This is a genomic window from Parasphingorhabdus halotolerans, assembly GCF_012516475.1.
Taxonomy (GTDB): Bacteria; Pseudomonadota; Alphaproteobacteria; order Sphingomonadales; family Sphingomonadaceae; genus Parasphingorhabdus; species Parasphingorhabdus halotolerans.
Genome location: NZ_CP051217.1, coordinates 2,104,445 through 2,117,045 on the forward strand (window position 1 = coordinate 2,104,445; position 12,601 = coordinate 2,117,045).

The 12,601-nt window shown below is 53.1% G+C and carries 12 protein-coding genes and 1 pseudogene; 8 read left to right on the top strand and 5 right to left on the bottom strand.

Going from position 1 to position 12,601, the window contains the following annotated elements; genetic code table 11:
- The first annotated feature begins 100 nt into the window (after positions 1-100).
- Entirely contained in the window at positions 101-1,510 is a 1,410-nt protein-coding gene (pgmG, locus tag HF685_RS10355) for a phosphoglucomutase/phosphomannomutase PgmG (RefSeq protein ID WP_168819789.1), read from the top strand.
- A gap of 54 nt (positions 1,511-1,564) precedes the next feature.
- Here pgmG and HF685_RS10360 read toward each other — a convergent pair whose 3' ends face one another.
- Genes HF685_RS10360 through HF685_RS10375 form a run of 4 tightly spaced genes read right to left on the bottom strand, consistent with a single transcriptional unit; the run spans position 1,565 to position 3,728 of the window.
- Positions 1,565-2,359 (bottom strand): VOC family protein, encoded by a 795-nt coding sequence (locus tag HF685_RS10360; protein WP_168819791.1) that lies wholly within the window; start codon positions 2,357-2,359, stop codon positions 1,565-1,567.
- A 12-nt stretch (positions 2,360-2,371) separates the two neighbouring features.
- Positions 2,372-2,743, bottom strand: coding sequence for a DUF1428 domain-containing protein (locus HF685_RS10365; protein ID WP_168819793.1), 372 nt, complete (start codon positions 2,741-2,743; stop codon positions 2,372-2,374).
- 23 nt (positions 2,744-2,766) lie between these two features.
- The gene (locus tag HF685_RS10370) at positions 2,767-3,249 is read right to left on the bottom strand and encodes an SRPBCC domain-containing protein (RefSeq protein WP_168819795.1); all 483 of its coding nucleotides are present in this window, start codon (positions 3,247-3,249) and stop codon (positions 2,767-2,769) included.
- Entirely contained in the window at positions 3,249-3,728 is a 480-nt protein-coding gene (locus HF685_RS10375; RefSeq protein ID WP_168819797.1) for a VOC family protein, read from the bottom strand. Before HF685_RS10375 ends, HF685_RS10370 begins: the two co-directional genes overlap by 1 nt.
- Positions 3,729-3,811: 83 nt before the next feature.
- Here HF685_RS10375 and HF685_RS10380 point away from each other — a divergent pair, with 83 nt between their 5' ends.
- Positions 3,812-4,501: a winged helix-turn-helix transcriptional regulator gene (locus HF685_RS10380; protein WP_168819799.1), complete on the top strand. Its 690-nt coding sequence runs from the start codon at positions 3,812-3,814 to the stop codon at positions 4,499-4,501.
- A gap of 8 nt (positions 4,502-4,509) precedes the next feature.
- On the top strand, positions 4,510-4,914 hold the full coding sequence (locus HF685_RS10385; protein ID WP_168819801.1) for a DUF1801 domain-containing protein: 405 nt from the start codon (positions 4,510-4,512) through the stop codon (positions 4,912-4,914).
- Here HF685_RS10385 and HF685_RS10390 read toward each other — a convergent pair whose 3' ends face one another.
- Positions 4,915-6,006, bottom strand: a complete 1,092-nt coding sequence (locus HF685_RS10390; RefSeq protein WP_168819803.1) for an AI-2E family transporter — start codon at positions 6,004-6,006, stop codon at positions 4,915-4,917. It lies immediately after the preceding gene.
- A gap of 182 nt (positions 6,007-6,188) precedes the next feature.
- Here HF685_RS10390 and HF685_RS10395 point away from each other — a divergent pair, with 182 nt between their 5' ends.
- From HF685_RS10395 to HF685_RS10415, 5 genes and pseudogenes are all read left to right on the top strand, one after another.
- Entirely contained in the window at positions 6,189-7,133 is a 945-nt protein-coding gene (locus HF685_RS10395) for an MBL fold metallo-hydrolase (RefSeq protein WP_168819805.1), read from the top strand.
- 104 nt (positions 7,134-7,237) lie between these two features.
- Entirely contained in the window at positions 7,238-7,912 is a 675-nt protein-coding gene (locus HF685_RS10400) for a crotonase/enoyl-CoA hydratase family protein (protein ID WP_168819807.1), read from the top strand.
- 134 nt (positions 7,913-8,046) lie between these two features.
- Positions 8,047-10,400, top strand: a pseudogene (locus tag HF685_RS10405) (ligase-associated DNA damage response DEXH box helicase).
- A gap of 60 nt (positions 10,401-10,460) precedes the next feature.
- The gene (locus HF685_RS10410) at positions 10,461-11,411 is read left to right on the top strand and encodes a retroviral-like aspartic protease family protein (protein WP_211051115.1); all 951 of its coding nucleotides are present in this window, start codon (positions 10,461-10,463) and stop codon (positions 11,409-11,411) included.
- A gap of 100 nt (positions 11,412-11,511) precedes the next feature.
- Positions 11,512-12,480, top strand: coding sequence for an aspartyl protease family protein (locus tag HF685_RS10415; protein ID WP_168819810.1), 969 nt, complete (start codon positions 11,512-11,514; stop codon positions 12,478-12,480).
- The last annotated feature ends 121 nt before the right edge of the window (positions 12,481-12,601 follow it).

Here is a 12,601-nt window from a genome sequence, read left to right on the forward strand (position 1 = left end):
AGTAATTGATGCCAAGCAAAAGCCAGCGCTGGCTTTTCCTACAAACCTTTTCTACAGAGCGGGCTCTTGCAATGGTCTCGACTATAAGGATTTTCACAAGATGAGCGCCCTCACATCCCATCAGTTCCATTCTTCCAGCCTGCGTGAATATGATATCCGCGGTATTATCGGAGAAACCTTGGGTGCAGATGATGCCTATGCAATTGGTCGCGGTTTCGGGACATTAATCGCCCGCGATGGTGGAACTGCAGTCGCCACGGGCCTTGACGGCCGAACGAGTTCACCAATGCTGGAAGAGGCGCTGATCAGGGGCCTTAATGATGCCGGGATCAATGCCATATCCGTTGGCATGGGTCCAACGCCAATGCTCTATTACGCCGAATGCGTTTTAGAACAGGTGCAGGGCGGTATTCAGATAACCGGCAGCCACAATCCCGCCAATTATAATGGCTTCAAGATGGTATTTCAGGGACGACCATTTTTTGGGGCGGACATTTTGAAGCTCGGAACGATGGCTGCGGGCGGCGACTGGGACAATGGAACGGGAACTTCGGAAAGCTATTTTATCGAAGACGAATATGTTGCGCGGTTGCTCAAGAACTTCACGGGCAAACCTTTTAATATCGCTTGGGACTGCGGCAATGGTGCAGCAGGGCCGGTAGTAGAAAAGCTGACGGCCAGTCTCACTGCTTTGAACGGCGGCGAGCATCACCTTCTCTACACTGATGTCGATGGTTCGTTTCCCAATCATCATCCCGACCCCACTGAGGAAAAGAATCTGGAGGATTTAAAGGCGCTTGTCGCGGAGAAAAACCTCGATTTCGGAGTGGCTTTTGATGGCGATGGCGACCGGATCGGTGCGATTGACGGCGAAGGCCGGGTGATCTGGGGCGATCAATTGCTTCAGATATACGCCGAAGACGTGCTTAAAAGCGAGCCGGGTGCGACGATTATCGCCGATGTTAAAGCGTCCCAGGCATTATATGACCGGATTGCAGAGCTGGGCGGCAAGCCACTGATGTGGAAAACCGGACATAGCCTGATTAAATCCAAAATGAAGGAAACTGGCTCGCCGCTGGCCGGCGAAATGAGCGGGCATGTGTTCTTCAAGCATGATTATTACGGTTTTGACGACGCGCCCTATGCCGCCGTCCGCCTGATTCAGGCCGCGACCAATATCGGCAAGTGCGTTACCCAGTTGCGCAGCGATATGGTTGAAATGATCAATACTCCTGAAATGCGTTTTCAAGTCGATGAAAGCCGCAAATTCGCGGTGATCGACGAAGTGCTTGCTCGATTGCAAGCAGACGGCGCAGAGGTCAATAACACCGACGGCGCTCGCGTAAACACCGAAGACGGCTGGTGGCTCCTACGCGCCAGCAATACGCAAGACGTGCTGGTGGCGCGGGCTGAGGCAAAGTCCGAAGAAGGATTAAACCGGTTGATGCAGCAGATTGACATGCAACTGGAATTATCCGGCCTGCACCGCGGAGAACCAGTGGGGCATTAGTGGCAGATAGCCCGCTAAAGGCCGGATATTTCCAAATCTGATTTTTTTCCAGGTCTAGTGTCTCGCACCAACCAGCGCGAAAGCTGCGCCTTGCGGATCCATGGCATTTAACTGGAATTCACCACCGGGAATTTCGCTTGGCTCCAGTGTAATCTGTCCGCCATTTGACCTGATCGCTTTCACGGCTTCGTCAATATCTGCCACGCGGAAATAATAGGTCCATGCGGAAACCGGCATTTCATCGGGCTTGGTCATCACCGCGCCGATCATGCCGGGGCCATGATGGAAGAATTTATACGAACCCATCGGTCCCATATCCATTTCATCCTTCTGCTCCCAACCGAACAAATCATGATAGAAGTTGATCGCCGCATCCTGATCGCTGGTGGCCAATTCGTTCCAGGCGCAGTGCCCAACCATCGGCTCGGTTGCGGCAAAGGCCATGCTGGTGGCATCAGGATTGTCGGCAGGTGGTGTCGGTTTCATCACATAGAACATCGCGCCTTGCGGATCGGCGACATAGGCGAACCGGCCGACGCCCCCTATATCCTGCGGGTCCATAAAAACATTGCCACCGGCTGATGTTATCGCCTCCGCCATACGATCAACATCCTCGACATTGATATAGCCCCTCCAGCAGGGCTGCGCGCCGCCCGCTGTCATTTCGGGCGTTAGCGGCATGACACCGCCTACGTCATTGCCCTTCATCGAGATTTGGCGATAGTCCATACCAGTCTGGCCGCTATCGGCGAAATCCCAACCAAGCACAGCGCCATAGAAATCCTGCGCGGCATCAGCATCGTTCGTCATCAATTCGTACCAGATAAAATCACCATGTTTATTGGGCATTGTTCTTACTCCTCATTTCTCCAGCGTTACGACCGGCACAAATCCTCCAAAGATCATCCGCTTGCCATCAAACGGCATCGGATTTTTCACCGGGTCCATGCGGGGGTCGCTGTTATCAGGGTCCATCATTTTCGCCATCGCCGCATCACGGGTTTTCTTGTCGGGCCATTCGATCCACGAGAAGATGACGGTTTCATCGTCCTTCGCTTTGACCGCCATACGGAAATCGGTCGTCTCTCCTTTGGGAACATCATCGCCCCAGCATTCAAGAACGCGGGTCGCTCCCATTTCCAGAAACATTTCATCCGCGCCTGCAGCATGGTCGATGAATTTTTGTTTGTTGGCAGTGGGCACTGCGATTACGAATCCGTCAATATAGCTCATTTCAATCTCCTCTTTGCTCGTCGTTAATTCTTGCACAATTTCACAAGCTGGTCGGCACATGCTCCCCAGCCATCTTCGAAGCCCATTTCCTTGTGCTGGTCATGTGCCTCCTGCGTCCAGTGTCGCGCGGTGGCGGTGTAGCGGGTGCCCCGGACACCGTTGGATTCCTCTGCCTCGATTTCCCAGCTGCCGATCATGAATGGGCCACTGGGTTGCCAGTTGCCGTCGGCATCGCGCTGACAGGCATCTGTGGAAACAAAACGTTTGCCCGTAGTGACCTCAAGGAAAATACCTTCCTGTGGCATTTCCTCGCCATCGGGGCCTTTGAACATCATCGCGCTGCGACCACCGGCGACAAAATCCTGTTCGATAATCTCGGCCCGCCACGGCTTCGGACACCACCATTCGGTCTGGCGTTCGGTCATCACTTGCCAGACCCTTTCCGGTGGTGCGGCAATGTGTCGGGTGACGGATAGTTCGTAGTTTTCCTCTGCTGGTGCAGACATTATTCTTCTCCCCGCACCGCCGCCTCAATTTTGGCGATATCAATCTTCTGCATTGGCATCATCGCCTCGAAAGCTCGCTTGGCGACATCGCCGCCCTGGGCCATCGCATCGGTCAGCACGCGTGGTGTGATCTGCCAGCTGATACCCCATTTGTCCTTACACCAGCCGCACTGGCTTTCTTCGCCGCCATTGCCGACGATAGCATTCCAGTAGTGGTCAGTTTCTTGCTGGCTGTCGGTATGAACCTGAAAGGAAAAAGCTTCGCTGTGCGGAAAAATTGGCCCGCCATTCAGGCCGATGCATTTCAGCCCAAGCACTGTGAACTTAACCATCAGCTCGTCGCCCGCCTTGTTTCCCGGATTGTCGGCAGGCGAGATGTGAACGGCACCGACTTCGCTGTCGGGAAACGTGGCTGCGTAGAACTCTGCCGCCGCCTTGGCATCCTTGTCATACCATAGGCAAATGGTTGCTTTTGTCATGTCTAGGTCCTTTTCGACTCAGTGTTTGACGAAAATTACCGAATGAGTTACAAAAAGCAACTATGAAGTTACAAAAGGAAACTATGAAGTTACAAAAGGAAAAAAAATGGCGACAACATGTTGGAAATCGCTGGTATGATGATGCGTGCGGAACGGCCTTTGCCCTTGAGCTGATTGGCGAGCGGTGGAGTATTTTGATTATGCGCGAACTAATGTTCGGGCCGCGGCGTTTTTCCCAGCTCCGGGCGGGGTTGCCGGGTATCAGTGCCAAAATCCTGACACAGCGACTTGACGGGCTGGAGGCTTTGCGCATCCTGCAAAAACGCCAGCTACCTCCGCCAGTATCAGCGCAGGTTTATGAATTGACCGAGTGGGGGTATGAGGCGGAGGATATTGTGCAGATGCTGGGCAAATGGGCTACGCGGCATCCCGGTCACGACCCCACCCTGCCGCTTAGCGCGGCATCCATCATAATGTCATTCCGGACGATGTTCGATGCAGAGCGCGCCGCAGGGTTTAACGCCAAGGCCGGATTCCGTTTGGGAACCGACCGGTTTATTGTGACAATCGGCAATGGCGAGATCGAAACACAGCGGGGCGATACGGACGGCGCGGACTTTACCATTACTGGCGAGGCCGAAAATATTGCGGCGATAGTCTATGGTAAAGAGCCTGTGCAAAACCTGGAATCTGCGGGGTTGATAATATTTGAAGGCGACCGGAAACTGGCGCAAAAATTCATCACCCTCTTCCCCTTGCCCGAGAAATTTTGAGGAAAATTATGACCCATGCAATTCCCCGGGGCACAGAACAGGTCTTTGTTAATGTTCCAAAAGAAATGCGCGCAAGGCTGGAGACTTTACGCGCATTGATTCTGGAAACCGCAGCCGAAAATTCGTCCATCGGCCCACTCGAAGAAACGCTGAAATGGAACGAGCCTGCTTTTCTAACCTCCGCTACAAAATCCGGCACGACCATCCGAATCAACGCGCACAAGAAATCCGAAACGGAGTATGCGATGTATGTGCATTGCCAAACCGATCTGGTGGAGCGTTACAAGCAGCTCTACAGCGATGTTCTGAAATTCGAAGGCACGCGCGCTGTGATTTTCAATGTGCGCAAAAAGCTTCCGGTGGGTGCAGTGAAACATTGCATTGAGATGACCCTGACCTATCATCTCAAATGATTAAGTTCCTTCGGGCTGTCCCTCAACTTCTGTCTCGTGCACTTCGGAAAAAATTGCCCAGGTCGCAATAAATAATGCAGCGACAAGCGGGCCAATGACAATGCCGTTGAGGCCAAATAGCTGCAACCCGCCAAGGGTTGAAATAAGAACCACATAATCCGGCATCCGGGTATCCCGGCCGACCAAAATAGGGCGAACGAGATTATCGATCATGCTGATAAGAAAAACGCCGCAGGCAATGAGCACGATCCCCTGCCAGATCGCGCCAGTAACCAGCAGATAAATTGCAACTGGTATCCAGACGATGCCTGTACCGATCGCCGGGATCAAAGACATGACTCCCATCAAAACTGCCCAGAGCAAGGCTCCGCGGATATCCAGCGCCCAGAACACCAATCCGCCCAAGGTGCCTTGCATAATCGCGATCACGAAGCTGCCCTTGATAGTCGCCCGGATGACAATCAGAAACTTGTCGAGCAACATACGCCGATGATCATCGGCGAGCGGGATGAGCTTTTCGATATGGTCAGCGAGCGAGCGACCATCACGCAACATGAAAAAGGTCAGATAGAGCATCACGCCAAGGCTGAGCATAAAACTGAAAGCGCCTTGACCGACACTAAATGCCTGGGTGATCATGAATTGTAATATGCCACTTATCGATTCTTCAATCCGTGCTCTAATACCCGCAAAATCATCATAACCAAAGGTTGCCAGTTGCCCTTGCACCGATGATGGCAGACTATTTTCAAGGGCAGCAAACGCGTCCGCAAAATCAATGTCGCCATTTTGGATCCGGAGGTACACATCGGATGCTTCCTGAACCAGTGCGATGCCGAGCATGGTCAATGGCGCCACCACCAGCACCAGAATTAAGACCATCGTCACCGCTGCGGCCAGATTAGCCCTGCCGGAGAAGACTCTCAGTAGCCATTCGTAAACCGGCCGGAAAAGGACACCAACAACGACGCCCCATAATATCGCTCCGAAAAACGGCTCTATCAGCAGCGCAAAAGCGAGCGAGATAACGACCAGAAGCGTAACCAGAAAGCCCCATTCGACGCCTTTTTTGGTGGGAAGCGGGTTGGTCATGAATTGGTGCAATGACGATGCATGGTTGGGAGAGCTTCAAACATTTCAAATGTTTACAAGCTAACCGGCTATGGCGCAACAATCCCGGTAAGGCCAAGACAATTATCATCCAAAAATCTTCTGTTCAAAACCATTTATGCCTGTAGGATTGAGGCCATAAAAGAATGGTGAAGAGAAACAGGATGACCGCAACCCCCTTTGAAAAAGGCCTTTATGAAACCGGCAACGGAATATTTGCTTATCTGCAACCCGATGGCGGGTGGGGCTGGTCCAATGCGGGACTTATTACGGATGGGGGTCAGTCTTTACTGGTCGATACATTATTCGATGCCAGCCTGACGCGCGAAATGCTTGGCACCATGGCAGATGCAGCCGGCGTAGGGGCCGATGACATCGGAGTAATCGTCAACACCCATGCCAATGGCGATCATTGCCATGGCAATGGACTTTGCAAACATGCTGAAGTCATTGCCTCAGACGCCAGTGCCAGAGAAATGGCTGAGTTATCTGCCGGGGATCTGGCGGCGATTATGGATCAGGCGAAGGCAATGGGCCCGGCCGGGCAATATCTGGTCGATATATTCGGCAGCTTCAACTTTCGCGATGTCGCCGAAAAGCATCCAACACAGACTTTTACCGGACAGCACAGTGTCACGGTCGGCAACAAAAGGGTTGACCTCATCGAAGTTGGCCCGGCCCATACTGCCGGTGATGTACTAGTCCATGTGCCGGAAGATAGAACCGTCTTTACAGGGGACATATTGTTTGTCGAAGGCACGCCGATCATGTGGGCCGGACCGGTGGCGAACTGGATTGCAGCTTGCGACATAATTATCGATCTAAAGCCAGACACTATTGTCCCGGGGCACGGACCCATAACCGACGAAGCCGGGGTCCGCCGCGTACAGGATTATTTACACTATATCGATATTGAAGCGCGCAAACGCTACGATGCCGACCTATCTGTGCGTGATGCCGCACATGATATCAAGCTGGGCGATTTTTCCAGCTGGGGTGACAGCGAGCGGATAGCGGTCAATGTTTCAACGCTTTACCGGGAATATTCTGGCGATACCGCTCCGCCGAATGTCGTGCAGCTTTTTGGTTTGATGGCCGAGCTTCGCTGACCATGATCGCCCTGCCAAACATGCTATCGATTTCAGCGATTGTCGTTAATCCGTTTGTCCGGCATTTAACCGGTTGATTAAATTATTGCCTGAAGGATCAGAAAATGACTATTGCTCTAACTATCGAAGACGACGTCGCTACCATCACACTGGATGATGGCAAGGCCAATGCAATAAATCCCGACTGGATGGCCGCATTCATCGAGACATTTAGCAAAGCAGAAGCTGGCGCGACCGCCATTGTTATTGCCGGACGGGACGGCGTATTCTCCGGCGGGTTTGATCTCAAATGGCTGGCGACCAATGGTGCAGAAAAGGGGCCACTCCTGCTTGATCTGGCAAGCCAGATGGTAATCCGTGTCTATGGCAGCCCGAGGCCGGTTGTCGCGGCGTGCACCGGCCATGCAATCGCGATGGGGGCGTTTCTGCTGCTGACCTGCGACTCAAGAATTGGTACCAAAGGCGACTATAAATTTGGCGCGAACGAAACCATGAACAACATGAATTTACCGGTATTCGCAGTGGAATTGCCAAGAGACCGGCTGCGCAACGCTTACCTCACCGCATCGCTTATCCAGTCGCAGATGTACAACCCCGATAAAGCTTTGGAGGTTGGCTATGTTGATCAACTGGCAGAGCGCGGTTCAACGATCAACACGGCGGTTGCAGTGGCATCACAACTCGGAAAATTACCGGGCCGGGCCTATGGCGCAAATAAGTTGCTACTGCGGCAACCAACAATTGATTTGATCTCCGCAGCTATTGGAAAATATGGCTAAACCACGACGCTGAAAACTGTCGCAAATTTGAGAAAGTGGCCTATTCTCGATTTGTGAAAGCTCCAAATCTTCCCAAACCACTCGCCGATTGGTTCGCAACGCGTGGATGGACGGTGCGCCGGCATCAACTGGAGATGCTGGAAGCAAGCGCGGCTGGACGCCATGCCTTGCTCACTGCGCCGACGGGTGCTGGTAAAACATTGGCCGGGTTTTTGCCGACATTGGTGGATCTCATTGGGCAACCCGAGAGCGATACTCTCCATACCCTTTACATCTCCCCGCTCAAGGCATTGGCCGTGGACGTCCAGCGCAACCTGCTTTCACCTATCGAGGAAATGCGACTGCCGATAAAGGTTGAAACGCGCAGCGGCGACACACCGGCCAATCGCAAAGCCAGACAGCGCATTAAGCCGCCACATATTCTTCTGACCACACCGGAGTCGCTCAACCTGTTGCTCAGCCAGGAAGATAGCTTCACGCTGTTCGCGAATCTCAAACGTGTGATCATTGACGAAGTCCATGCCTTTGCAACCGGCAAGCGTGGCGATTTGCTTGCTCTCTCCATTGCACGACTTCAGAGAATCGCTCCAAACCTGCAGCGCGCCGCGCTTTCTGCAACCGTCGCTGACCCCGATGATTATCGCGCCTGGCTCGCGCCTTATGGGGATATCGACACAGTCACCCATGTATTGGGTGATGAAGGCGCACCGGCTGATATCAGAATCATGATCCCCGAAACACCCGACGGTGACCCGGTCCGTGTGCCCTGGGCTGGGCATGCCGGCGTCTATGCCGTGGCGCAGGTGATGGAGCAGATCAAGTCCAACCGGATGACCCTGATCTTTTGTAACACGCGCTTTCTGGCGGAGTTTACTTTCCAAAAGCTTTGGGAGATCAACGAGGAAACCCTGCCTATCGGTATCCACCACGGCAGCCTCTCCAAGGAAGCGCGCCGGAAGATTGAGAACGCCATGGCCAAAGGGCAAATGCGCGCGCTGGTTTGTACGGCGTCATTAGATCTTGGCGTTGACTGGGGGATATCGATTGCGTTATCCAGATGGGGGCTCCAAAAGGTTCCTCACGACTCTTGCAGCGCATTGGTCGTGCTAACCACCGGCTGGATGTCTCGTCCAAAGCGCTTCTCGTACCGGGAAACCGGTTTGAATATCTTGAGGCACAAGCAGCGCTTGATGCCGTCAATGAAGGCCGCCGGGACGGCGAACCGTTTCGTGCGGGCGGGCTTGATGTGCTCGCTCAGCACGTGATGACCTGCGCTTGTGCTGCTCCGTTTCAGGAAGATGAACTGCTCGACGAGCTGCATTCTGCGTTGCCTTACAGTGCGCTCTCCAAAGAACAATTTGACCGTGTGCTCGGGTTTTCCCGTGATGGCGGCTATGCGTTGAAGGCCTACGATAAATTCAAGCGCTTGCGCCGCGATGCAAAAGGCGTTTGGACACTGACTCACCCAAAATTCGCGACTCAGCATCGCCTCAACGCCGGCATCATCGTCGACTCTGCGATGTTATCAGTGCGCTTCAAAAACGGCCGCAATCTTGGTAAAGTGGAGGAGAGTTTTGCCGCGATGCTGACCCCAGGCGATACGTTTTTCTTCGCCGGTATGAGCCTGGAAGTGCTCAAGCTCGAAACTGCCGATGTGCTGGTTCGCGCGTCGAAAAAAGCCGCCATGATACCAAGTTATATGGGCGCACGTTTGCCACTTACCACTCATTTGTCGGACCGAGTGCGCGGTTTTCTGACCGATCGGGCGGGATGGGCGCGCTTTCCTGATGATGTCCGCGAATGGCTGGAAGTGCAGGATTATCGTTCGATCATGCCTGAGCCCGGACAACTATTGGTTGAGACGTTCCCGCACCGAAATTTGCATTATATGGTCGCCTATCCGTTCGAAGGCTGGAATGCGCACCAGTCGCTCGGCATGTTGCTCACCCGGCGGATGGAAACACAGGGCTTGGGACCTATTGGCTTTGTCGCTAATGATTATGCGCTGGCCTGTTATTCTATTGAACCGGTAACTCACCCGGCTCCTTTGTTCAGCGCCGATATATTGACCGACGAATTTATCGACTGGGTCGAAGGCTCCTATCTGCTTAAACGTGCCTTTCGTGAAGTGGCTGTAATAAGCGGCCTGGTTGACCGGCAACATCCCGGCAAACGCAAAACTGGCAAACAAGTTACCTTTTCCACGGATCTTATATTTGACGTGCTGCGCAAATATGAACCCGATCATTTGCTCATGGAGGCAGCTTGGGCCGACGCCCGCACCAAGCTGACCGATGTCGAGCGTTTGGGCAACCTGATGGACCGGGCCGTCGATTCGATGATCCATGTTGAACTGGAGCGCGTCAGCCCACTCGCTGTTCCGGTGTTGGTGATGATCGGGCATGAGCATGTGGCGCGCGGCGCGACTGATGACAAACTGCTGATCGAAGCAGAGGGCCTGATTAATGAGGCGATGATGATGGACTAGCGAGCATATATTGATCGCAAGGTAATTGCTGCGGCCGTCTAATTAGCGTAACCCTATTATATGTCGCTTTTCAATTCCCTTTTAGGTCCAATTCTTGCCGCACAAGCGATACCGGCATCTACCGCGATGCCTGAAGAGATTGCGCCCGAAGCGATTTTAGCGGACTCTCTACCCGGGGGATTTATCAGACCCGACGCCGAGCAAATTGATATTGCCGAAGACAGGCTGGAACGGATGACCGTGCCGGTGAATATCGAGGGTATGGGGCCGTTCGAGTTCATTATCGATACCGCTTCGCAGCGGACAATATTGTCGACGGAAATTGCAGGCAGTCTGGAGCTTGAGATCGAGGACCAGGTCAACATAATCGCATTGTCTGGTAGCACGACCGTAAAAACCGTTTATGTGCCGCAGCTTACTTTGGGTACAAAATCCTATGGCGGCCTTATTTCACCGACGTTTCGGGCGAGCAACATTGGCGCAGATGGAGTGCTCGGCCTCGACAGTTTGCAAGGTCAGCGCATATTATTCGATTTTGTTGGTCGCAAAATTGCGGTCGAGGATACAAAGGAAAAACTGACAAGCCGTTCCCGGCGAGAGATTGTCGTCACCGCAAAGAGGCGCTCGGGTCAGTTGATTTTCACCGAAGCGACCATCGGAGGCATCAAAGTCAGTGTGATTATCGATACCGGCGGAGAGATTTCCATTGGCAATAAGGCTCTGCAGCGGCGACTGCGAATGCGATCTTCCTCGCTCGAGCAGACAAATCTCGTTGATGTAACCGGAAAATCGTTTCCGGCCGATTATGGCTTAGCGGCAGAACTGCTTATCGGGAGAGCGCGTTTCGGTGTCATTCCAATCGCATTTGCCGATATTGCGCCGTTTAGGGCGCTCAAGCTCGACAAAAAACCAGCAATGTTTCTCGGCATGAATGCGCTACGCAACTTTGACCGCGTCGCGATAGATTTTGCTAACCGGAAAATCTATTTTTTGCTTCCTGATGGTGCGTAAGAAGTCTTTGGTCGAACCATTACTAACGTCTGTCGCTATCAGATTGGGAGATATCACGATTTGGTGATATACTGGTATCGAAAATTTTTCGGGAGAATTTATGCCAAGTATATCAGCAATTTTCGCCCCCGCTTTGCTAGCTTCCTCGCTCTCCTTCGCTTATCCGGTGCCGATGGGGCAATCCATAGCTCCAGGCAGCCTGACAGATTCGGACAGCGACACGGTCACGATTGATGAGGACCGGGTCAGACGGATGACCGTCCCGGTCAGTATCGAAGGCCGGGGACCGTTTTCCTTCGTTATTGATACCGGCGCGGAACGGACTGTCGTGTCTGAGATGATCGCCGAGCGGCTTGGGCTGGAAGCGGAAGAACAGGCCGAACTGATCAGCATTGCGGGACGTTCGATGGTTGATATGGTCTATGTGCCAGAACTGACGATGGGCAGAAAAAGCTACGGCAGCCTGATTGCCCCGGTACTCAAAGGCCGCCATATCGGCGCAGACGGCATATTGGGTCTCGATAGCCTCCAAAATCGCAGGGTGTTGTTCGATTTCCTCAATAAGGAACTCAGCGTAGAAAATGCCGACGCAGCCAGTTCCACGCGGGGTTACCGTGAAATCATAGTCACTGGCAAACGCCGCTCCGGCCAATTGATATTCACGAAAGCGACAGTCTCTGGGATCCCTGTCGATGTCGTGATTGATACCGGCGGCGAAGTGACTATCGGGAATTTCGCGCTCCAAAGAAAACTGCGACGGCAGGCTAGAGACGGCGATCAATCCTCGCTGATCGCTGTTACGGGAGAAACTCTTGGTGTTGATATGGGCTTGGTCCGGGATTTTCGAATGGATCGCGCGGGCTTTGCAAATATGCTGGTGGCATTTGCGGATGCGCCACCGTTCAAGCAGCTAAATCTCGAACGCAAACCTGCGATTTTGTTGGGAATGGATACCTTGCGCAAATTTGACAAGGTCGCGATTGATTTCGAAAAGCGCCGTGTCCACTTGGTTTTGCCCAAAGAAGCAATGCGTTTCGAAGGAATCGGCGCCAAAAAAGGTCGGTTTTAAGCGCAAGGCATCACGTTTAGGGCTATTCTTTCTTGATTGCGCCTTCCGTCGCCGTCGCTGCGTCATCGGCCGCATCAGAACTGATATCGCCAAGGGGTCTTCAGCGTTTTGTTCTTCCGGG

Bases quoted from the DNA above. Each gene is read 5' to 3' on its own strand.
- HF685_RS10370 (WP_168819795.1), bottom strand. From the start codon at position 3,249: ATGTCTGCACCAGCAGAGGAAAACTACGAACTATCCGTCACCCGACAC.
- HF685_RS10415 (WP_168819810.1), top strand. From the start codon at position 11,512: ATGCCAAGTATATCAGCAATTTTCGCCCCCGCTTTGCTAGCTTCCTCG.
- HF685_RS10380 (WP_168819799.1), top strand. From the start codon at position 3,812: ATGAAGTTACAAAAGGAAAAAAAATGGCGACAACATGTTGGAAATCGC.
- HF685_RS10385 (WP_168819801.1), top strand. From the start codon at position 4,510: ATGACCCATGCAATTCCCCGGGGCACAGAACAGGTCTTTGTTAATGTT.
- HF685_RS10360 (WP_168819791.1), bottom strand. From the start codon at position 2,359: ATGCCCAATAAACATGGTGATTTTATCTGGTACGAATTGATGACGAAC.
- HF685_RS10375 (WP_168819797.1), bottom strand. From the start codon at position 3,728: ATGACAAAAGCAACCATTTGCCTATGGTATGACAAGGATGCCAAGGCG.
- pgmG (WP_168819789.1), top strand. From the start codon at position 101: ATGAGCGCCCTCACATCCCATCAGTTCCATTCTTCCAGCCTGCGTGAA.
- HF685_RS10400 (WP_168819807.1), top strand. From the start codon at position 7,238: ATGACTATTGCTCTAACTATCGAAGACGACGTCGCTACCATCACACTG.
- HF685_RS10365 (WP_168819793.1), bottom strand. From the start codon at position 2,743: ATGAGCTATATTGACGGATTCGTAATCGCAGTGCCCACTGCCAACAAA.
- HF685_RS10390 (WP_168819803.1), bottom strand. From the start codon at position 6,006: ATGACCAACCCGCTTCCCACCAAAAAAGGCGTCGAATGGGGCTTTCTG.
- HF685_RS10410 (WP_211051115.1), top strand. From the start codon at position 10,461: ATGTCGCTTTTCAATTCCCTTTTAGGTCCAATTCTTGCCGCACAAGCG.
- HF685_RS10395 (WP_168819805.1), top strand. From the start codon at position 6,189: ATGACCGCAACCCCCTTTGAAAAAGGCCTTTATGAAACCGGCAACGGA.